We start from the raw sequence: 20,924 nt of genomic DNA, 5'->3' as shown, positions 1-20,924 counted from the left end.
CGCTATTCCAGGACGAGGATGTCGTCCGCATCCCAGCCGAGGCGCACAGCCTCCCGCATGATCGCCTCGCTGGCCATGTAGGCGCAGACGATCAGCCCCTCGGCCGGCTGTGGCGGGCCGGCCGGGGCGATCGCGATGCCGTCGACCGTCAGCCGCTGCTTGCCGGCATTGCCGTCGAACAGCCGCACGCCATGGCCTTCCTTCAGCCGGTCTCCCAGCCGGGCCCAGAGGCTGAGGAATTCCAGACTCATGCCCCAGAAGGCGAGGCGCTCGTGGCGCGCGATGAAGGCCGACAGCGCCCGTTCCTGTTCGGCGAAGGCCTGGCTCTCCGCCGCGATGTGATCGGGCAGCGCGGTATCGGGCGTGGCCGGGGCAGGGAGGCCAATCGCGGCCGCGTCCCCGCGCTTGCGGGCGAGGATCGTGAGGGCAGGATAGGCCTTGCCGGCGCGCATCGGCAGGTGGGAGCGCACCGTCTCCAGAACCGCAAAGCCGTTGCGGGCGAGGATCGCCGTCAGCGAGCGTTCCGTGAAATGATAGACGTGCTCCTTCATCGCCAGCCAGAACATCGTCCCGACCCGCGCATCCGCCGCGCCGTAGTCGGCCGCATCCGGCACCTCGACGAGGATCAGCCCGTCCTCGGCCAGAACCCGCGAGGCCTCCGCCAGCACCGCGTCGGTGTCGAGGATGTGCTCGAAGACGTGGAGAAAGGAGAGCATCGACTGGCTGCCGGTCTCGAGTGGCAGGTCGAGCGCGCTGCCGGCTTTCGCGGCAATGCCCGCCTCGGCGAGGGAGGCGAGGCTGGTCGCGTCGAGATCGATACCGGTGAGCGGCAGGTCCGGATGGCGGGCCTTGAAGTCGCGCAGCATGCCGCCGCGCGAGCAGCCGACGTCGACGAGGCCGGCCTTGGCGGCGATCTCGTCCACATGCGGCGCGATGATCCGGGCATAATGGCCGTAGCGGGCGAGGTCCTCCGGCGTGTTGCCGCCGACCCCGACGCCGGTCATCTCGACATAGAGGCAGTCGTCGGCATAGTGGCGTGCGATCTCCGCGTCCGACAGGCCCGTGTCCACCGCGCCGAGCCCGCAGGACGCGCAATGGCGGATCACCCCGGCGCGGGAGAACAGCGAGCCGTCGAAATCGCGGAAGACGACGCCCTCGATCGGACGGGCGGTCTCGCCGCAGGCATGGCATGGCGTCATCGGGCTCATTCCTCCCCGTGGTCGAAGCGACCGGTCAAGGCGTGGCGGTGGCATTCAGACGCCGGTTCACTCGCCGGTCATCAGATAGCCGCGATACTCGCGCGGGATGTCGTACATCGCGATCATCTTCTCGATCAGCTCGAGTTGCGATGGCGACATCAGGTCGCGCCCGCGGCCGTTGACGCCCCTGTTGAGCCGCCGCGTCGAGAGATGCTGCGGGCCGTCGGCCGCGACATCGATCACGAGGTCGAGCCCCAGCATCGCCGGAATCTTCCGCAGGTAGTCCAGATTGTCGCGCGAAAGGTCTTCGTATTTCAACCAGACTTCCCGGAACCGCTCATATCGGATCCAGGACTTGAAGAATTTCAGCAGCCACGGCGTCTGGAAATGGATGACATAGTCGATCTTCTCCTCCAGCGGCCTGTCGTTGAAACCCTCCGGGACGAGGAAATTCTCCTTCGCATTGTCGGTCTGGGCGTAGTGGTCGATCGACGAGATCAGGTCGTCGGGCAGATTGCGGGTCGAGACCAGCGGGACCAGCAGCTTGTCATTGATGAAGGTGCGCGTCGTGTTCGACAGACAGACATGGGTCTGGGCGACGAAGGTCTGACCGACATTGGCCGAGAGTTGCTGCTCGAGGATCTTCAGATCGATCTCCTGCTCGCGAATGTCGAAGGCCGGCACGAGGAAGGCGAGCCTGACATTCGGGAAGCCGCTGATCATCCGCGCGGCGGAGGACGAGCCGCTCTTGGGCATGCAGGCGAGCAGGATGCCGGACTGATGGGTGCCGTTGAATGTCTGCATGGATGCGTCTTCCCTTGCTGCGGCCGTCCGGCGCCGCGCCGCTTCGCCGGCAGTGCTCACTCGGCCACCGTCAATTCCGGCACCGCCGTGACGAATTGCCCGCCCCAGTCGCGGACATAGGACAGCTGCGCCGTCAGCTCGTCCCTGAGGTTCCACGGCAGCAGCAGGACGTAATCGGGCCGCGCCGCCTTCAGGCGGTCCTCGCCGACGATCGGAATGCGGCTGCCGGGCATGAACCGGCCCTGCTTGCCGGGGCTGCGATCGACGACGAAAGGCAGGAGGTCGGGCCTGACGCCGGCGAAGTTGAGGAGCGTGTTGCCCTTGGCCGCCGCGCCATAGGCGGCGATGCTCCTGCCCTCGCGCCTGGCCTTGATCAGGAAGGCGAGGAGATCGTCCTTGATCGTCTCGGCCCGGCGCTGGAAGCCCTGATAGAACTCCGGCCCGCCCATGCCGGCCATGGCTTCCGCTTCGAGCACCCGCGCGACCTCGGGCAAGGCTTGCCGCGCCACGCCGTCCGCCCGGCTGGCGAAGACCCGCAGGCTGCCGCCATGGGTGGCAAGCGCCTCGACGTCGAAGATGGCGAGCCCGTTCGCCGCGAAGATACGGCGGACCGCCGCGAGCGAGAGATACGAATAGTGCTCGTGATAGGCGGTGTCGAACTGCGCCCCCTCGACCATCCGCAACAGATGCGGGAACTCGAAGGTCGCGACGCCGGCCGGCTTCAGGAGGGCGGCGAAGCCGGCGACGAAGTCGTCGATGTCCGGCACGTGGGCGAGGACGTTGTTGGCGGCGACGAGGTCCGCGGCCCGTCCCTCGGCGGCCAGACGCTCGCCAAGGGTCCGGCCGAAGAACGCCTCGACGATGTCGATGCCCTTCGAGCGCGCGGCGGCCGCGGTGCCGGCGGTCGGCTCGATGCCGTAGCAGGCGATGCCGGCCTGCTTCACATATTGCAGCAGGTAGCCGTCATTGGCCGCGACTTCGGCGACGAGGCTCTCCGGCCCGAGGCCGAAGCGTGCGATCATCGCATCGACATAGCGCCGGGAATGGTCGAGCCAGGACGAGGAGACCGACGAGAAATAGGCGTAGTCGCCGGAAAACAGCGTCTCGCGGCCGGCATGATCCTCGGTCTGGACGAGCCAGCATCCCTCGCAGACCAGGAGTCGCAGCGGGTAGCTCGTCTCCGGCGCCCGCAGCTCGGCTTCGCCGAGATAGGCGTTGGAGGGCGGGGCGCTGCCGAGGTCGAGAAAGGTCTTCGCCAGGGCGGCGCCGCAATGGCGGCAGGAGGTCGCGGCCGGCCGGTCCGGCGAAGGCGGCGTCGCGGCGAGGATGGCTCCAGCGGCGATCATCGTCAGATCGGAAAGTTCGCGTCGATGTCGCGGCTCGAGACGATCAGCCCGGTCTCGAAGCCCGCATCGGTGAAGCGCTGGCGCATCGCATCGTTTGTCGTGAAGACGAGGCTCGTCGCCTGCCCGTCTCCCGCCGCAGGGGCATCCGCCGCGACGACGGCGATGTGCGGCTTGAGGCCGAGATCGCGCAGCGTCCGTTCGAAGCCGGCAAGATCGGCGACGCCGTCGACGACGAGGCGGTCGAGCTCGGCGATGCCGTTGGCAAGCCCCGCCAGAACCTGCGCCCTGACCAGCGGCAGCAGCTGCTCGACGCCGGCGATGTTCTTCACGCTCGCCGGGTTGAGATAGCTCAGCCGGGTGATCAGCTCATAGGCTTTCAGATAGTCCCGCCGGCCGAGCCAGAGCCGCACCGACACATGCATGCGCATGGACAGGAAACTGTCGACCATGTCGCGGAATATCCGCTGCAGCTCCCGGTCCGGGGCGAGGTCCAGCCGCTTCAGGAGGCTGAAGATCATGAACTCGATGCCGCCGCGAAACGCATCCCAGTTGTAGAGATTGTCGTGGGTGCCTTCCTGGTGCCGGTTCGGCATCACCGGGGTCAGCGTCACCGAACGATAGTAGGGCACGTCGCGGAAGGCGATCGGCCCCTGCGAGATCATCGTCGCCAGATAGGTGAAGGCCCAGTAGCAGAACTGCGGCGCCGAGACGAGCTGGCGCACCGCCTCGGCCCGGTAGATGCCGATCTCCGGCATGACGTGGTTCTCGACCAGCATCTTCAGGAGGTCCACCTCCTGGCCCGGCCGGAACATCTCGACGGGCTGGCGCAGATGGTAGAACAGGCAGTGCCGCTCGTCGTTGAGGGCGTTGTAGATCTCGAAGGGCGTGTAGAGCACCCGGATCTCCGGATTCGCCATCATGAAGCGGATGTTGTCGGCCAGCGCTTCCGGGATGATCAGGTCGTCGTCGGCGAGATAGACCAGGAACTCGCCGCGGGCGTGGCGGAAGGCCGAGAACTGGTTCGACAGCCGCTTGTTCTCCTCCTGCCGGAAATAGCGGATCGGCAGGCCCTCGGCCGCAAAGCGCGCGACGACCTCGCGCGTGTCGTCGGGCGAGGCGTTGTCGGAGACGACGATCTCGTAGGAGAAGTCGAAGGCCTTCGCGGCCTCGCGGATATGCGGGAAGAGATGCTCGAGAAACCGCGCGCGATTGTAGGTCGGGACGCAAAGGCTCATGACGACGCCGGCCGGCCGGCCGGATGGCTCCGAAGTCTCTGCCAGTGCGAGCTTTGCGGGATCGACGGAGATGGTCATGGGATGAAATCCTCGGCGGTGGCGTCGCGGGGCGAGATGAGGGTGGGGGTGGCCGGCCAGGCGACCGCGAAGGCCGGATCGTCCCAGCGGACGGTCCGTGCGAGATCCGGCGCATAGGTCTCGGAGACGAGGTAGAGGATTTCGCAATCCTCCCTCAGCGTCAGGAAGCCGTGGGCGCAGCCCTCCGGAATGTAGAAGGCGTTGCGGCGCTCGGCATCGAGCTCGGCGCCCACATGCGCGAGATAGCTCGGCGAATCCCGCCTCAGATCGACCGCGACGTCGAAGATGCGGCCACTCGTCGCCCGCACCAGCTTCGCCTCGCCCTTCGGGGCGTCCTGGTAGTGCAGGCCGCGCAGGGTGCCGCGCTGCGGGTTGAACGACGTGCTGTGCTGGGGAAAGTGGGCCGCGAGGCCCTTCCCGGCGAAGGTCTCGGCGCAGAAGGTGCGGGCGAACAGCCCGCGCGCGTCGCTGGCCGGCTCCGGCTCGATCAGGAAGGCGCCGTCGATGGCGGTCGGAACGAAGCGCATCAGGCGGCCTTCGCCCGGGCGGTGCGCCGGAGCGCCTCGTAGGCGGAGATCTGGCGAGCGGTCAAAGCGCGCATGTCGGCGCCGGCGGGATAGGCCTCGTACCATTCGGCGGTCCAGGCGAGGGTCTCCTCCAGCGACAGCAGCGGTCGCCAGCCCAGCGTCTCGGCCGCCAGCCGCGACGACAGCCGCAGCTGCCGCGCCTCCGCCGGATGCGCGCCGCCGGCCGGAAGCCAGGGCAGGGGCAGCCGGAATGCCTGGCCGAGCACTTCCGCCACCTTTGCGACGCTGGCGAACTGCTCGGGATCGGGCCCGAAATTCACCGCCTGCGGGGCATTTTCCGGATGGCTCGCCAGCGTCTCGGCGAGGGTCAGATAGCCGGCGAGCGGCTCGACCACGTGCTGCCACGGGCGCACCGCCAGCGGCGAGCGCAGGCGGACCGGCTCGCCCCGCTGCATGGCGCGCACGAAATCCGGGATCAGCCGATCGGCCGCCCAGTCGCCGCCGCCGACGACGTTGCCGGCCCGCGCCGTGGCGATCGCCGGCCCGCCTGCCGCAAAGAAGCTGGCGCGAAAGCTTGCCGTCGCGAGTTCCGCGCAGGCCTTGGAGGCGCTGTAGGGATCCTTGCCACCGAGCCGGTCGCCCTCTGCGAAGGGCGTGCCGGCCTCGTCGTTCTCATAGACCTTGTCGGTGGTCACGATCACGGCGGCCCGCGCCTCCGGCGCGAAGCGCAAGGCCTGCAGCAGGTTGACGGTGCCCATGACGTTGGTCCGGAAGGTTTCGACCGGATCGGCATAGGAGCGCTGGACGATGGCTTCCGCGGCGAGATGGAACACCACCTGCGGCCGGGCCTCGGCGACGATGCGCTCCAGCGCCGCCGGATCGCCGATGTCGGCGAGATGATGCGTCTGGCCGTCGAAGGGCGCCAGCAGGCCATGCAGCGACGGATCGGTCTCGGGCTCGAGCCCGACCGCCGTGACCACCGCGCCCAGCCGCTCCAGCCAGAGGCTCAGCCAGGCGCCCTTGAAGCCGGTCTGGCCGGTGAGGAGGACCCGGCGCCCTGTCCAGAAACCGCTCATGGCCAGAGCTTCCACGGGGCGCGCCCGGTCCGCCACAGCTCTTCCAGCTGGTCGCGCTCGCGCAGAGTGTCCATCGGCTGCCAGAAGCCGTCATGGCGGAAGGCGGCGAGCTGGCCTTCCGCTGTCAGCTTCTCCAGCGGCGGGCCTTCGAAGGAGGTTCCGTCGCCGTCGATCAGCTCCAGCACGGAGGGCTCCAGAACGAAGAAGCCGCCATTGATCCGCTGGCGGTTGGCCGTCGGTTTCTCGACGAAGGCGGCCACGCGGTTCCCCTCGATCTCGACGGTGCCGAAGCGGCCGGGAGGGGCGATGGCGCACATCGTCGCCTTCAGCCCGTGGGCGCGGTGGAAGGCGACTTCGGCGGCGACGTCGATGTCGGCGACGCCGTCGCCATAGGTCATCAGGAAGGGCTCGTCCGGCGCAAGGAACGGCGCGATCCGCTTCAGCCGGCCGCCGGTCAGCGTGTCGAGGCCGGTGTCGACGATGGTGACCTTCCAGTTCGGCCGGCTCGACTGGTGGTATCGGATCGTGTTGGCGCCGAGATCGACGGTGATGTCGGAATGGTGGAGCACCAGGTTGGCGAAGTATTCCTTGATCTGGTAGCCCTTGTAGCCGGCGCAGACGACGAAGTCGTCGAAGCCGAAATGGGCGTAGATGCTCATGATGTGCCAGAGGATCGGCTTGTCGCCGATCTCGACCAGGGGCTTGGGCCGCAGCGTCGTCTCTTCGCTCAGCCGCGAACCGCGACCGCCGGCCAGGATGACCACCTTCATGCCGTGGCTCCGCGGTCACGGGCGAAATCGTAAGTCTTTAGATCGATATTCACGATCTCATTCGCCCCACAGTCTTGGTCGCCATCGGGAACTTTCGCAGCCCATCCTCCAGATGCCTGCGAAATACTCGCAAAGCACTTGCGTGAGCCTGTAGGTGAGGGGCGCCCGATGCTCATGCCGCCTCGATGCGGATCGCCGCCGGCGCCTCGCCCGCCACATGCCGGCGATGCGCCGCCGCGAAGGCGGCCTCGAGATGGCGGGTGTAGCGCCGGCTGTCGAACAGCGGCGCGCTCGCGCGGCTGGCGAGGAGCTGATGCCGGACGCCGGCGAGCCGGACGGGGTCGGTGGCGAGCGCCAGCGCCAGCGCCTCGTAAGCTTCGTCGGAGCGGGTGATCAGCTCCGCCATCCCGGCCGCCGAAAGGACGCTCGCCGCCACCCGTGCGGCGAACTGCTCGCCGATCCGCGTCACCAGCGGCAGGCCGGCCCAGAGCGCATCGCTGGCGGTAGTGTGGGCGTTGCAGGCGAAGGTGTCGAGGAAGAGGTCGGCATGGCGGTGGCGGGCGAGATGGGGCAGGTGGGCGACCGGCGGCGCGAAGACCAGCCGTTCCGGATCGACGCCGTGGTTGCGTGCCGCCTTGCGCAGGTTGCCCTCGGCCCATGCGTTCGAGCGCAGCAGCCACAGGACGCTCTCCGGCACGGCGGCAAGCAGCCGCATCCAGATGGCGAAGTCGCGCGGCTGGATCTTGTAGGTGGCGTTGAAGCCGCAGAAGACGAAGCCCTGTTCCGGCAGGCCGTGCTCGCCGCGGCCCGTCCCGTCCTCGACAAGCTGCCGGGTCTCGTCGGTCGGCTGGTAGCTGTGGGGGAGGGTGATCACCTGTTCCGTATAGAACGCCCGGTGGCTCTCGGGGATGATGACGTCGTCGGCGACGATGTAGTCGATGAACGGCGCTCCCATCGTGCCGGGAAAGCCGAGATAATTGATCTGCACGGGCGCCGGGCGCGCGGCGAAGATGCCGGGCCGGCCGGCCTTGGTGTAGCCCTTCAGGTCGACGGCGATGTCGAGACCGTCCTGCCGCGCGAGCGCGACGATCGCGGCGTCGCCGAGGCCATGGACGTCGCGGTAGCGGGCGCAGGTCGCCTGCAGCCGGGCGCCGATCGCCGCGTCCTCCTTGCCGCCATAGGAATAGATCGTGACCGCGAAGCGCTCGGGGTCGTGGTGCTCGAACACCCGCGCCATCAGATACATCGTCGCGTGGCTGTGGAAGTCGGCGGAGAAATAGCCGATCCGGATCGGCTCCGCCGGACCCGCCGCTCTCGCGGGGGCGGCCGGTGCCGCGAGAGCGGGCGGCGTCGCAAACCGCTTCGCCCAGTTCTGCGAGCGTGCCTTGAAGCGCTGCGGGCAATCGTCGAGACCGATCAGCGCGAAGGGCTCGATCGCCGCACCGTCGATGCCGAGCTGGTGGATGAAGGGCAGATGCGCCGCCAGCCGCTCGAAGTCGCAGAGATGGCCGAGCTGGTGGATCACCAGCGCCCGCGCCCGCCCGTGGCCGGGATCGATGGCGAGCGCCTTCAGCCCCTGCTCGACCGCCTCCGGCCCGCGGCCGGTCTCCTGCAGGATCGAGGCGACCGAGAAGCGCGGCTCGGCATCCCCCGGCCGGGCGCGGGCCAGATCCTCGAACGCGGCGAGAGCCTCCGTCAGGCGCCCCGCCTCGCGCAGGAGGTTGGCGAGATTGAACAGGACGCTGGCATTGCCCGGCGAGTAGGTCGCGGCCGCCTCGTAGGCCAGGAGCGCTTCGGAAAAGCGGTTCTGCGCCTTCAGGGCGACGCCGAGATTGGACAGGGCGTCGACATTCTGCGGATGGATCGCCAGCGCCCGGCGGAAGCTCCTCTCCGCCGCGGCCGCGTCCTTGAGCGCGAGCTCGGCCGCGCCGACGATGTTGCACAGGGTGACCGAGCGGGGAAAGCGCGCGGCGAGGTCGCGCCCGGCCGCCACGACGGCGGCATGTTCGCGCCGGTGATAGGCGGCCTCGAGGGCCTTGAGCGCCTCGACCGGCGGGTTGCCGGTCCGCTCGATCAGCGATTCGAGAGCCGCCGCGATGCGCCGGTTCTGCGGGAACTGGCCGAGGATCTGCGAATAGAGCTCGGCCGCGGCGTCGAACTCGCCGCGCTTTTCGAGCTTGCGGGCCTTGGCGGCCGCCTGGTCCAGCTGAAGTCGCATCGCTTCCTGATCGTCACGGGAACGGGAAGCGAAGCTTTAGCCGGCGGAACTTGTCCTCGACTGGCGAAGCGCCGGCCCATCCCGCGGATGGGCCGGACCTCGGTCCGCCGTCAGTGGCCCCACCGCATGGCGATCGGATCGAGCGGGCGCAGATGATCGATGAGCTCGGCGCGGGTTTCCGGCGACAGAGGCGGGATCGGATGGCGGCAGAAGTCCGAGGCGAACACCTTGCCCTCGACCATCGCGGCCTTCGCCGCCCGGAAGCCGCACTGGCGGTTCTCGTGGTTCACCGCCGGCAGCAGCCGCTGGTAGCCGGCGGAGGCCGCCGGCCGGTCGCCGGCCAGGTGATCGACCACCACCTGCCGGATGTGCTCCGTCACCATCGCCGAACACATCGTGCCACGCGCGCCGGCGTCGAGATCGGCGAGCATGGTGATGCCCTCCTCGCCGTCGAAGGGCGCCTCGATCGCCGCGCCGCCCTCGGCGATCAACCGGCGCAACTTGCCCGCCGCGCCCGCGCATTCGATCTTGAAGAGCTTCACCATCTCGATCTCGCGGGCCATCTTGACCAGCAGCGACACCGGCAGCTCCACCCCCGACAGCGGCGCATCCTGGATCATGATCGGGATGCCGACCTCGCCGACCCGCGCCACCTGCTCGAAGGTCTGCTCCACCGTGCCCTTCATCAGCGCGCCGTGATAGGGCGGCATCATCATGATGGCGTCGGCGCCGAGCTCCTTGGCGAGGCGCGCGCGCTCCACCGCGATCGGCGTCGCATAGTGGGAGATCGTCACGATCATCGGCACCCGGCCGGCGGCATGTTCGAGGCAGAGCCGCGTCAGCGTCTCGCGCTCGGCGTCGGACAAGAGGAACTGCTCGGAGAAGTTGGCGAGAATGCAGATGCCGTCGGCGCCCTGGTCGACGATGCAGTCGAGCACCCGCTTCATGCCGGGCAGGTCGAGGCTGCCGTCGGCGGTGAAGGGCGTCGGCGCGACCGGCCAGGCGCCGGTGTAGGAGATGGGGCTCATGGCCAGATGAAACTCTTCGTGACGAGGGATGACGCGCGGAGCGCGCAAAGCCCCGGCACCGCGGCCGGGCGTCCTCCCGCAGCCGGCGATGGCCGCCGTTCTAATCCGCGGCCATCCCAACCTCAAGACGCGCCGCGACGGGAAGGCGCTCCGGCTGGCCCGCCCGACGCCGAACAGGCGGAACGGCGGACGCGATCCCCACGATCAGCCCGACATCGACGGACTGGGCATGTTCAGAACATGGACGATTTTTCAGAGAGAGCATTTTCAGAGAGAGCATTGGTGGAGCTGAGCGGGATCGAACCGCTGACCTCGTCATTGCGAACGACGCGCTCTCCCAACTGAGCTACAGCCCCATCCACCGATGCGAAGCGGCTTTTAGAGCTTCGCCGTGGCTCATGTCAACACACGGCTTCGGGCCGCGCGAGGAATTCTGGCGGCGGGCGGTGCTTCCCCGGCGGGCGCCGCGAGGCGGGCTCCGCCTGCCGCCGCGTTAATGTTGCGGTGCCGCGCCTGCTTGCGCCCCCCGACCGTCATGTCTACATCGGGCGGAGCTCAAACCAAGGCACGGGATCAATGCTGGCTGTCACCTTCGTTCTCTACCAGGCGCTGAACTTCTATTGGTGGATCGTCATCGCCTCGGCCATCCTGTCCTGGCTCTATGCCTTCAACATCGTCAATCCGGGCAACCCCTTCGTCGATGCCATCGGGCGCTTCCTCTGGCAGATGACCGAGCCGGTCTATCGCCGCATCCGGCGCTTCATGCCCGATCTCGGCGGCATCGACCTGTCGCCGCTGGTGGTGCTCTTTGCCATCATGTTCCTGCAGTATTTCATCCTCGCCTATATCGATCCCGCGATCATGCGCGCCGGCATCTGAGCCCGGCATCTTGGCCCTGGCCGGCGCGTGAGCGGGCAGCCGTTCTTCCGGGCGGATGACGACGGCGTCCTCGTCTTCGTCCGGGTGACGCCGCGCGCCTCCCGGGACGCCGTCGAGGGCGTCACCGTCGATGCCGCCGGGGAGGCGCGTCTAGGCGTGCGGCTGCGGGCCGTGCCCGAGGACGGCAAGGCCAACAAGGCGCTGGTCGCCCTCCTCGCGAAAAGCTGGAAGATCCCGAAATCGGCGATCGCCGTGGTCTCCGGCCTCACCATGCGGCAGAAGACGCTGCGGCTCGCGGTTTCGCATGATAGTCTGGTGCCGATCCTTGCAGCCATCGAGGCGGATCGGGAGGGGAAGCGGCAATGACAGCGCATGTCCGGCAGGCGTCACGGGGCAATCGTGCTTTCCTTCGCATGGCGAGGGCGCTTTGCGTCCTCGCGCTCCCGGCCTTGCTGGTTCTGACCTTTGCCCCGGCCCATGCCGCCGGCTTCGACAGCGCCTATACAAAACTCGACCTCGACGGCTGCGAGGTGCTCAAGGAATATGAGGAGGGCGGCGGCGTCGACCTGCAATGCGCCGGCTACAGGGGCATTCCTGTCTTCGTCTCGGAAGGCGACCTGCGCACCGTCGTCGGCTTCGGCACGCAGAACGAGACCGGCGGCACCTTCGCCCCGTTCAACTCGCCGGGCACGACCGTCGAATGGCGCCTTTCGGGCGGCACACCTTTCGCCGCGATCCTGCGCTTCCATCTCGATCCAGGCGATGGCTCGGGCCAGACGGTGAGCGTCCTCGGCGTCCATACGATCGGCGGGAACGGGCGGGAGAGCTGCCCGGTCGGCTATGTCGACGCCAGCGTCAATGCCGATGCCAATGTCCTCGCCCGCAAGGTGGCGGACGAGGAGGCCGGCGGCTTTGCCTGCGGCACCGACCGGCCGCGCTATCGCGGCGCGGTGAGCGAACTCGGCGGCTCGGCAACGGCGGTCCGATATTAGAGGGCCCGTTACCCGGCCACTCGTTTACCGAGAATCAGATTCTTTTCGCCGCGCCTGAACCACTCATCGGGATTCCCGTTTGGCGAGTCATGAGTACTCCGCGCGCCTATTGGACCGGTCACATCCGGCTTTCCCTCGTCTCCTTCCCGGTTCGGCTGTTCGCCGCGACCAGCCCGGCCAAGACGATCCAGCTCCACCAATACGACAAGAACACCGGCAAGCGGATCCGCTATCAGAAGGTGTCCGGGTCGGACGAGGAGCCGGTCGAGAAGGACGACATCATCAAGGGCTACGAATACGAGAAGGGCCAGTTCGTCCCCATCGAGGACGAGGAGATCGAGGCGCTCAAGGCGCAGAGCAACCATGTCATCGAACTCACCCAGTTCACCGACGCTGCCGACATCGATCCGATCTATTACGATCGGCCCTATTATGTCGCGCCCGACGAGGACGGGGTGCTGGACGCCTATGTGACGATCCGCGAGGCGCTGCGAAGGGCCAAGAAGGTCGCGCTCGGCCGCATCGTCATCGCCAACAAGGAGCGGATCGCGGCGATCAAGCCCTGCGGCGACGGGCTGATGCTGGAGACGCTGCGCTACGCCCAGGAAGTGCGCGACGCCAAGAAGTTCTTCGACGAGGTGAAGGACGACGCCGAGATCGACGACGAGCAGCTCGAACTCGCCCAGCTTCTCATCGAGAAGAAGTCGAAGCCCTTCGACCCGCAGTCCTTCCGCGACACCTACCAGCAGGGCCTGATGGAGATCATCAAGGCCAAGATCGCCGGCAAGGAACCGGAAGCCGAGGCGGCACCGGAGGAAGACGGCGGCAACGTCATCGACATCATGGATGCGCTGCGCCGCAGCCTCGAACAGTCGGGCGGAACCTCCGGCGGCAAGGGCGCGTCCGGCGCGAAGTCGGCGTCGAAGGCTCCGGCCGCAAGCAAGGCGGCGAAATCGAAGGCTCCGGCGAAGTCGTCCGGCTCGGCGAAATCCGCCTCGAAAACCTCGGCTTCCAAATCCTCGGCTTCCAAGTCCTCGACCGCCAAGGGCTCGTCGTCGTCAGACGACGCGAAATCGTCCTCGAAGACGGCAGCCAGGAAATCGGGTGGACGCTCGAAGAGCTCCCGGGCAGCGTAAGCCATGGCCTCGCTCGACACCTACAACCGGAAGCGCGACTTCGCCCGGACGAAGGAGCCGAGCGGCAAGGCCGGCCGCAAGACCGGCAACGCCTACCTCATCCAGAAACACGCCGCGACACGGCTGCATTACGACTTCCGGCTCGAGCACGACGGCGTGCTCCTGTCCTGGGCGGTGACCCGCGGCCCGAGTTACAACCCGTCCGACAAGCGTCTCGCGGTGCGCACCGAGGACCATCCCCTCGACTACGGCTCCTTCGAGGGCACCATTCCGAAGGGGCAGTATGGCGGCGGCACGGTCATGCTCTGGGACACCGGCAGCTGGAAACCGCTCGGCGATGTCGCCGAGGGGCTCGAACGCGGCGAACTCAAGTTCGAGGTGAGCGGCCAGCGGCTCACCGGCCGCTGGGTGCTGGTGCGCATGAAGCCGCGCAAGGGCGAGAAGCGCGAGAACTGGCTCCTGATCAAGGAGAAGGACGCGTTCGCCCGGCCCGACGAGGACGGCGAGGAGTTTCTGGCGGGCGAGATGACCAGCGTCGTCTCCGGCCGCGCAATGGAGGTGATCGCGCAGGAGGAGGGCGGCGAGGGCGGCGACCAGTGGTCGTCGAAGGCGACCCGCGGCAAGGGCGGCCGCGGGGCGGCATCGGGACGCCGCAAGGGCGTTGCCGACGACGGCGAACCGGCCCCGGTGGTCGCGAAGGCAGACAAGGCCGCGTCCGCCAAGTCTTCCGCGAAATCGGCGAAAAAATCCTCCGGCAAGGCCGCCTCCCTCGACGCGCTGGCCAGAGACCATGGCAAGCCGCAACGCGCCACCCTCGTCGACGCGCCGCCCACGGGTGACCACTGGCTGCACGAGATCAAGTTCGACGGCTACCGCCTCATCGGCCTCGTTTCGGGCGGCACCGTCCGCCTCGTCACCCGCAACGGCCACGACTGGACGGACCGCTTCGAGCGGATCGCCAGGGCGCTCGCGAAGCTGGACGTCGAGGCGGCGGTCGTCGACATGGAGGCGGTGGTGCTCGACGACGACGGCCGCAGCGACTTCCAGAAGCTGCAGAATGCCCTGTCCGGGGAGGCAGGCCCCGAGGACCGCAACCGCGGCATCGTCGCCTTCCTGTTCGACTGCCTGCATCTCGACGGCGAGGATCTGGCGACGGCGCCGCTGACCGAGCGCAAGCAGCGGCTGAAGGCGGCGCTTTCAACCCTGCCGGCGCGGGAAAAGAAGACCCTGCGCTATTCCGATCACATCGAGGGCAGGGGCGACCAGATGATCGCCCGCTCCTGCTCCATGGGGCTCGAGGGCGTCATCTCGAAAAAGGCCGACGCGCCCTACAGAGCCGGCCGGACCAAGGGCTGGCTGAAGTCCAAATGCGTCAAGCGCCAGGAATTCGTCATCGTCGGCTTCACCAAGGCGGCCGGCGGCGCCCGGGCGATCGGCGCCCTGCATCTCGGCTATTCCGGCAAGGACGGCCTCGTTCATGCCGGCAAGGTCGGCACGGGCTTTACCGACGTGTCGGCGCAGATGCTGCGCGACCGGCTCGACGAGATGACCCGCAAGACGCCGCCGGTGGAGGGGCTTTCCGCCGCCGAGAAGCGCGGCGCCACCTGGGTGACGCCGACACTCCTCTGCGAGATCGCCTTCACCGAATGGACCGGCGAGGGCAAGATCCGCCACCCGTCCTTCAAGGGCCTGCGCGAGGACAAGCCGGCGGAGGAGGTGGTGCGCGAGGCGCCCGAGGACGAGGCGACGGCGGAACGCGAGGCCGAGGGCGAGACGGCGAAGCAACCCGGCCGTGGCGGTGTGAGGAAGAAAGCCGCTGCGGCCAAGTCCTCTAAGGCCGAGAAGAAGCAGGCAACTCCCGAGAAGGCGGAAGCAGACGAGGCCGGTGCGAAGCCGCCGGCGAAGGCCAAGGCCGCCCGCAGCAAGCGTCCGGGCCAGCCGATCCGCGTCGCCGGCGTTGCGATCACCCATCCGGACCGGCCGATCTTCGACGATGCCGATGGTCCCACCAAGGGCGACCTCGCCGAATATTACGGCAAGGTGGCAGAGCTGATCCTCGCCGACATCGGCGGCCATCCGGTGTCGCTGCTGCGCTGTCCCGGCGGGATCGGCGAGGAGTGCTTCTTCCAGCGCTCGGTCGGCAAGGGCTGGGGCGCCGACATCAAGCCGGTCGAGGTCACCCATGGCGGCAAGACGACGGAGTATTTCCACGTCGACGACGCCAGGGGGCTTCTCGAACTCACCCAGATGGGCGGCATCGAGCTGCATCCCTGGGCCTCGGCGGTGGACCGGGTCGACGTGCCGGACCGTCTGGTCTTCGATCTCGATCCCGACGAGGGCATCCCCTTTGAGGCGGTGAAGCTCGCGGCCGAGGATCTCGGCAACCGGCTGGACGGCCTCGGCCTCGACAGCTTCGTCAAATGCACCGGCGGCAAGGGGCTGCATGTGGTGGTCCCGATCGCCCGCCGGCGGGAGTTCCCGCAGATCAAGGCATTCTGCGCGGCGTTTGCCGAGAAGATGGTCCGCGACGCACCGAAAGCCTATGTCGCGACGATGTCGAAGGCGAAGCGCAAGGGCCGGATCTTCATCGACTATTTCCGCAACGACCACGCTGCGACCTCGGTCGCCGACTACTCCGTCCGCGCCCGCCCCGGCGCGCGGGTCGCGGTGCCGCTGGCCTGGGACGAACTCAAGGACCTGGAAGCTGCGAACGCCTTCACCATGGAGCGCGTCCTGGCGCGGATCGAGGCCGGCGAAGCCTTCCAGCGCCCGACCCTGCGCCAGTCGATCACCAGGGCGATGCTGGGCAAGCTCGGCGTCGAGGGGTAGCGCGCGGCTTTGCGGCGGGCTCGGCCCGCAGGCGACATGCGGCCTTGCAACGGTGGCGGGCTCGGTGCCGCCTCGTCATCAGAACAACGAGCCCTGACCCTCCGGCGCGGCTTTCGAGCGGCGCTTGGGCGGCTTGGCGACGGCCGGCTCGGACTTTGGCTGGCGCGATCGCGGCGCGGGTGCCGGCGGTGCGTCGTCGCCGGTGACCACCGCCGTCCTGACCTCGCGCCGCGCAAATTCCAGCGTCACCGGCATGCCCGCCGACAGATCCGCCGCCCGCGTCAGGGCACCGCCGGACTCGTCGCGGACGATGACGTAGCCGCGTTCGAGGACGTTGAGCGGCGACAGGCTCGCCGCCAGCCGCCAGACGGTGTCGACCCGCTGGCGGCGGGCCTGGCGCTGCAGCGCCTCCGTCCGCTCCAGCCGCTCCGACAGCTGGACCAGCGACAGCCGGGCCGCCTCGCTGCGGGCCCGCAGCGTGTGGGGCTTCAGATCGGCGGCCACCCGGTCGAGCCGTCGCCGCGCCGCGTCGAGCCGCAGCCGCATCCCGTGCTCGGCGTGCAGGCCGAAATGGCGCAGCGTCGCGCGCTTGTCGCGCAGGCCGGCCTCGAGGGTGGAGGGCACCAGCCGGGCCGAGGCCGAGGTGAACAGCCGCCGCTTCTCGCCGACGGCGTGGCGCAGGTTGGCGCCGAGCCCCGTCGTCGCCTCGTCGAGCCGGCGGCGGGGCAGCTGCAGCAGCGCGTCGATGCCCGGCATCGCCCGGGCGAGCGCGGCGAGGCCCTTCTTCTCCTGGTCGAGCCGGCGCGACACCGCGCCGGACAGCCGCGCATGGTGGCTGGCCAGCGCGGCGACCAGCTCGGCGCGCACCGGCACCGCCATCTCGGCGGCCCCGGTCGGCGTCGGCGCGCGCATGTCGGCCGCGTGGTCGATCAGCGTCCAGTCGGTCTCGTGGCCGACCGCCGAGATCAGCGGGATCGCCGAGGCCGCCGCCGCCCGGACCACCGCCTCGTCGTTGAAGCCCCAGAGATCTTCGAGGCTGCCGCCGCCCCGCGCGACGATGATCAGGTCCGGCCGCGGCAGCTTGCCGCCCGCCTCGATGGCGTTGAAGCCGGCAATGCCGGCGGCGACCTCCGCGCCGCTGGTCTCGCCCTGCACGCGCACCGGCCAGACCACGACATGGACGGGAAACCGGTCGGAGATCCGGTGGACGATGTCGCGGATGACGGCGCCGGTCGGCGAGGTGACGACGCCGATGACGCGCGGCAGGAAGGGCAGGGGGCGTTTGCGCTCGGCGGAAAACAGCCCCTCGACCTCGAGTTTCAGCCGCCGCTCGTTGAGGAGGGCCATCAGGGCGCCGGCGCCAGCCGGCTCGATCGTCTCGATCACCACCTGGTATTTCGACGAGTTCGGATAGGTGGTGAGCCGGCCGGTGGCGATCACCTCCAGCCCTTCCTCGGGCTTGAAGGCGAGCTTGGCGAAGCTGGTGCGCCAGACCACCGCGTCGATCCGCGCCTTGTCGTCCTTCAGCGTGAAATAGGCGTGGCCGGACGAATGCGGGCCGCGATAGCCCGACACCTCGCCGCGGATGCGGACATGGCCGAAGGTGTCCTCGACGGTGCGCTTCAGCGCGCCGGAGATCTCCGACACCGTATATTCGGCGACATTGCTCGCAGGGGTCGATTCGGACAGGAGGCTCATGGCGGGTAGTGTGGTGGCGGAGCCCTCTTACGGCAAGGCTTGCGCCGCGCCTTCAAGCGCGGTCCCGCGTGTTCCGCTCCGCCCGCCTACTCCGCCGCCATGGCGCCGAGCCGCGTGCGCTGCGCCCGCACCAGCCGGGTGTCGGGCAGGTGCGAGGGCTTGGCCGCCTTCTCGCTGGCCGGCAGGTTGGCGAGGCTGTCGCGGATGTGCTCGATCAGCGCGGAGACCACCGGTCCGTCCGCCGTCCGCGCCCGGATGACGCCGATCTCGTTGTCCCTCAGGCGCGGGAACCCGTCCTGCTCACCGAGCACCCGCATGCCGGGCCTGAGAGCGCATTCCGGCAGGACGCCGACGGCAAGACCGGCGAGCACCGCCGAGGCGACGATCTGCGCCGACCAGGACGAGAACAGCACCTTGTGGCGGCGCCCCGCCGCCTCCAGCGCCTTCAGCCCCTCCGCCCGCCAGCAGCAGTTCGGCCGCCCCAGCGCCAGCGGCAGCACGGTCTCCTCATGCACGTCGTGGGCCGCCGAGGTCATGAAATGCAGCGGCTCGCGCCGGACGATCTCCGGCACGGCGAGGCCCACCGTGCAGTCGGCGACGAGGGCGACGTCGAGGCGGCCCTTGTCGACATGGTCGGCGAGGTTGGAGGAGGGCTCGCAGGCGATCTGCAGCTCGACCAGCGGGTTGGAGCGGGTGAAGCGGGCGAGGATCTCCGGCAGGAAGCGCTCGGCATAGTCGTCCGGCAGCCCGATCCGCACATGGCCCTGGATCGCCTCCTGGTCGAAGGCCGAGAGCGTCTCGCGGCTGAGGCTGAGCATCCGCCGCGCATAGACGAGCAGCCGCGAGCCGGCGTCGGTCACCTGGATCGACCGGCCGCTGCGCTCGAACAGCGAGGTGCCGAGCCGCTCCTCCAGCCGGCGGATCTGCATCGAGACCGCCGACTGGGTCTTGAACACGTCCTCGGCCGCCTTGGTGAAGCTGCCGGTATCGACGATGGCGACGAAGGTGCGGAGCTGATCGAGATCGAGCGGACTGGCCATGACGACATCCATGAACGAAACTGATGTCACACATTACGAACATTCGTTGGCGTGATCAATAACACAGACGTAGGGTGATCAAGTCAGGAACAATTCGGGAGTCGCTGCTGCCCATCGCTCCAGCGGTGGGAAGAAGCGCTCCCGCTTTTTTCCGACTTCGATGGCTGCGAAAGGAGACAGGCCATGACGATCACAGCGAGGCAGACCCCCACGATTTCCGCCACCGGCCGCATCACCGCCGGCGTCCGCGTCCTTGCCACGGCCGCTCGCGCGATCGTCAAAACCGCGCTCAACCGGCGCCGGGTGCACCAGCTCGCCGACATGCCGGACTATGTCCTGAACGACATCGGCATCCGCCGCGACGACATTTCCGTCGCCCTCGGCGCCAGCTGGCGCGAGGATCCGAGCTACAAGCTCGCCCTGATCGCCGCGCACCGGCGCCGGGGCACTCTCGACGGCTGATCCCGCCACAGCCGGAGGAGAGCTGCGCCCATCCATGGCGCAGGAGAACCCGGCCGGTCCGTCCCCCGCGGCCGGCCGGAACCCCGTCTGATAGCTGCGGCCGGGAGATCGCTCCCCGGGCCGCCGGGATCTGGCCCGCACGGTGCTCGAATGGATTCGCCTTGGCGCCGCCCGAAGACCGGTGCCGCCGGTATCAGAGCCGCGTATCGTCCGGATCGTCGGTCTCGCCGACCACTTCGCCCTCGACCAGCTTGCGGAACATCAGCTTGTCGATGCGCCGTCCATCGAGATCGACGACCTCGATCTCGAAGCCGTCCCACTGGACGCGCTCGCCGACGGACGGGATATGACCGAAGAGTTCCAGCACCAGACCCGCCACCGTCTGGTACTCGCGTTCGGCGGGGAATTCGAGTTCGTCGATCGTGCGAGCCAGCCGGTCGACCGCCATCGCACCGTCCACCAGCCAGGAGCCGTCCTGCCTACGGAAGGCCTCGGGCGATTCCACCTCCCCCTCGGGCAGCGAACCGGCGATCGCCGCGAGGATGTCCTGGGGCGTCGCGATGCCCTCGAAGGAGCCGTATTCGTCGAGGATGATCGCCATGTGGACGCCATGGGAGCGGAACCGCTCCAGAAGCTTCAGGATCGGCATTCCCTCGTTGACGTAGAGCGGCTCGCGCATGAGGTCGGCAAGGACGAGCTTGCCGTTCTTGTGCTGGCGCTCGAGGATGTCCTTGGTCTGGATGATGCCGACCACGGCGTCCTCGTCCGTGTCGATGACGGGATAGCGGGAATGGCCGGTCTTGACCATTTCCTCGATCGAGACGGTCGCGGCATCGGTCACGTCGAGCCAGTCGACGTCGGGGCGCGGCACCATGATGGAGCGGACGTTGCGATCGGCGACGCTGATCACCGCCTCCAGCATCTCGCGCTCCTTCACCTTGAAGACGCCCCGCTCCGTGCCTTCCGCGATCATCGCGCGCACGTCGTCCTCGGTGACCGTGTCGTTCTCGTCTTCCTTCAGCCCGAAGATCGCCGTCAGGGCGCGGGTGGACTGTTCGAGGACGTAGACCACCGGCCGGCCGACCATGGCCACCAGCCGCATCGTCGGCGCGACGAAGCAGGCGACGCCTTCCGGGCGCGACAGGGCGAAGCGCTTGGGGGCGAGTTCGCCGACGACCAGCGAGAAATAGGTGATGACGATGACGACGATGACGAAGGCGGCATCGTCGGCGACCGGCCCCAGCACCGGCCAGTCCTGGATCACCTCCGCCAGCGGGCCGGCAAAGACCGAGCCGCCGAAGGCGCCGGCGAAGATTCCCACCAGCGTGATGCCGATCTGGACCGAGGACAGGAACGTCGTCGGGTTCTCGGCGAGTTTCAGCGCTGCCCGCGCGCCGTGCCGGCGCTGCTTGGCCATCTGCTCGAGCCGGCTCTTCTTGGCCGAGACCACGGCCAGTTCCGACATGGCGAAGAAGCCGTTGAGCAGGATGAGGGCGAAGACGATGGCGGCATTGACGAAGAGCAAGACGGGTTCCGGATCTGGCATGTCGGCCGGCGGCAGATGCCGAAATCGGGGCGACGGAGGAAAGGAAGCGGATATAGGCGCG

The 20,924-nt window shown here is 68.5% G+C and carries 18 protein-coding genes and 1 tRNA gene; 6 read left to right on the top strand and 13 right to left on the bottom strand.

Features of this window, described 5'->3' with window-relative positions:
• Positions 1-2: 2 nt before the first annotated feature.
• From ATO4_RS23095 to ATO4_RS23050, 10 genes are all read right to left on the bottom strand, one after another.
• Positions 3-1,199: a class I SAM-dependent methyltransferase gene (locus ATO4_RS23095; RefSeq protein WP_176223130.1), complete on the bottom strand. Its 1,197-nt coding sequence runs from the start codon at positions 1,197-1,199 to the stop codon at positions 3-5.
• 66 nt (positions 1,200-1,265) lie between these two features.
• Positions 1,266-2,003: a hypothetical protein gene (locus ATO4_RS23090; RefSeq protein WP_083594127.1), complete on the bottom strand. Its 738-nt coding sequence runs from the start codon at positions 2,001-2,003 to the stop codon at positions 1,266-1,268.
• Between the two features lie 56 nt (positions 2,004-2,059).
• On the bottom strand, positions 2,060-3,349 hold the full coding sequence (locus tag ATO4_RS23085) for a class I SAM-dependent methyltransferase (RefSeq protein WP_083594126.1): 1,290 nt from the start codon (positions 3,347-3,349) through the stop codon (positions 2,060-2,062).
• Between the two features lie 2 nt (positions 3,350-3,351).
• Entirely contained in the window at positions 3,352-4,662 is a 1,311-nt protein-coding gene (locus tag ATO4_RS23080) for a glycosyltransferase family 2 protein (RefSeq protein WP_083594125.1), read from the bottom strand.
• Positions 4,659-5,189, bottom strand: a complete 531-nt coding sequence (gene rfbC / locus ATO4_RS23075) for a dTDP-4-dehydrorhamnose 3,5-epimerase (protein ID WP_083594124.1) — start codon at positions 5,187-5,189, stop codon at positions 4,659-4,661. The genes ATO4_RS23080 and rfbC overlap by 4 nt, the downstream gene beginning before the upstream one ends.
• On the bottom strand, positions 5,189-6,271 hold the full coding sequence (gene rfbG / locus ATO4_RS23070) for a CDP-glucose 4,6-dehydratase (protein ID WP_083594139.1): 1,083 nt from the start codon (positions 6,269-6,271) through the stop codon (positions 5,189-5,191). The genes rfbC and rfbG overlap by 1 nt, the downstream gene beginning before the upstream one ends.
• The gene (gene rfbF, locus ATO4_RS23065) at positions 6,262-7,035 is read right to left on the bottom strand and encodes a glucose-1-phosphate cytidylyltransferase (RefSeq protein WP_083594123.1); all 774 of its coding nucleotides are present in this window, start codon (positions 7,033-7,035) and stop codon (positions 6,262-6,264) included. The genes rfbG and rfbF overlap by 10 nt, the downstream gene beginning before the upstream one ends.
• Before the next feature lie 172 nt (positions 7,036-7,207).
• Positions 7,208-9,253 carry a tetratricopeptide repeat protein gene (locus ATO4_RS23060; RefSeq protein ID WP_083594122.1) on the bottom strand — a complete coding sequence of 682 codons (2,046 nt, stop codon included), beginning with the start codon at positions 9,251-9,253 and terminating at the stop codon, positions 7,208-7,210.
• Between the two features lie 110 nt (positions 9,254-9,363).
• Positions 9,364-10,281 (bottom strand): dihydrodipicolinate synthase family protein, encoded by a 918-nt coding sequence (locus ATO4_RS23055; RefSeq protein WP_083594121.1) that lies wholly within the window; start codon positions 10,279-10,281, stop codon positions 9,364-9,366.
• A 280-nt stretch (positions 10,282-10,561) separates the two neighbouring features.
• Positions 10,562-10,637, bottom strand: a tRNA-Ala gene (locus tag ATO4_RS23050).
• Positions 10,638-10,857: 220 nt separating this feature from the next.
• Here ATO4_RS23050 and ATO4_RS23045 point away from each other — a divergent pair.
• The 5 genes from ATO4_RS23045 to ligD all read left to right on the top strand — a co-directional run bounded on the left by ATO4_RS23045 (position 10,858) and on the right by ligD (position 16,117).
• Complete coding sequence (locus ATO4_RS23045; protein WP_083594120.1) at positions 10,858-11,160, top strand: YggT family protein; 303 nt, start codon at positions 10,858-10,860, stop codon at positions 11,158-11,160.
• 27 nt (positions 11,161-11,187) lie between these two features.
• Entirely contained in the window at positions 11,188-11,526 is a 339-nt protein-coding gene (locus ATO4_RS23040) for a DUF167 family protein (RefSeq protein WP_083594119.1), read from the top strand.
• 47 nt (positions 11,527-11,573) lie between these two features.
• A complete protein-coding gene (locus ATO4_RS23035) occupies positions 11,574-12,152 on the top strand; it encodes a hypothetical protein (RefSeq protein ID WP_139802643.1) in 579 nt (192 codons plus the stop codon).
• A gap of 89 nt (positions 12,153-12,241) precedes the next feature.
• A complete protein-coding gene (locus tag ATO4_RS23030) occupies positions 12,242-13,288 on the top strand; it encodes a Ku protein (protein WP_083594117.1) in 1,047 nt (348 codons plus the stop codon).
• A gap of 3 nt (positions 13,289-13,291) precedes the next feature.
• Positions 13,292-16,117 (top strand): DNA ligase D, encoded by a 2,826-nt coding sequence (gene ligD, locus ATO4_RS23025; RefSeq protein WP_083594116.1) that lies wholly within the window; start codon positions 13,292-13,294, stop codon positions 16,115-16,117.
• A gap of 78 nt (positions 16,118-16,195) precedes the next feature.
• Here the strand turns inward: ligD and xseA are convergent, their stop codons facing one another.
• Together xseA and ATO4_RS23015 are read right to left on the bottom strand one after the other, a co-directional pair.
• Positions 16,196-17,815 carry an exodeoxyribonuclease VII large subunit gene (xseA, locus tag ATO4_RS23020; RefSeq protein ID WP_083594115.1) on the bottom strand — a complete coding sequence of 540 codons (1,620 nt, stop codon included), beginning with the start codon at positions 17,813-17,815 and terminating at the stop codon, positions 16,196-16,198.
• Positions 17,816-17,901: 86 nt separating this feature from the next.
• A complete protein-coding gene (locus tag ATO4_RS23015) occupies positions 17,902-18,855 on the bottom strand; it encodes a LysR family transcriptional regulator (RefSeq protein WP_083594138.1) in 954 nt (317 codons plus the stop codon).
• Positions 18,856-19,038: 183 nt separating this feature from the next.
• Here ATO4_RS23015 and ATO4_RS23010 point away from each other — a divergent pair, with 183 nt between their 5' ends.
• Positions 19,039-19,317, top strand: a complete 279-nt coding sequence (locus ATO4_RS23010) for a DUF1127 domain-containing protein (protein WP_083594114.1) — start codon at positions 19,039-19,041, stop codon at positions 19,315-19,317.
• Positions 19,318-19,510: 193 nt separating this feature from the next.
• On the opposite strand, the gene ATO4_RS23005 is transcribed toward ATO4_RS23010, so the two are convergent.
• Entirely contained in the window at positions 19,511-20,842 is a 1,332-nt protein-coding gene (locus ATO4_RS23005) for a hemolysin family protein (protein ID WP_083594113.1), read from the bottom strand.
• Positions 20,843-20,924 lie beyond the last annotated feature (82 nt).

The organism is Aurantimonas sp. 22II-16-19i, assembly GCF_002088275.1.
Classification (GTDB): domain Bacteria; phylum Pseudomonadota; class Alphaproteobacteria; order Rhizobiales; family Rhizobiaceae; genus Jiella.
The sequence above is the reverse complement of the archived record's forward strand: the minus strand, read 5'-3'. Positions and strand labels throughout refer to the sequence as shown.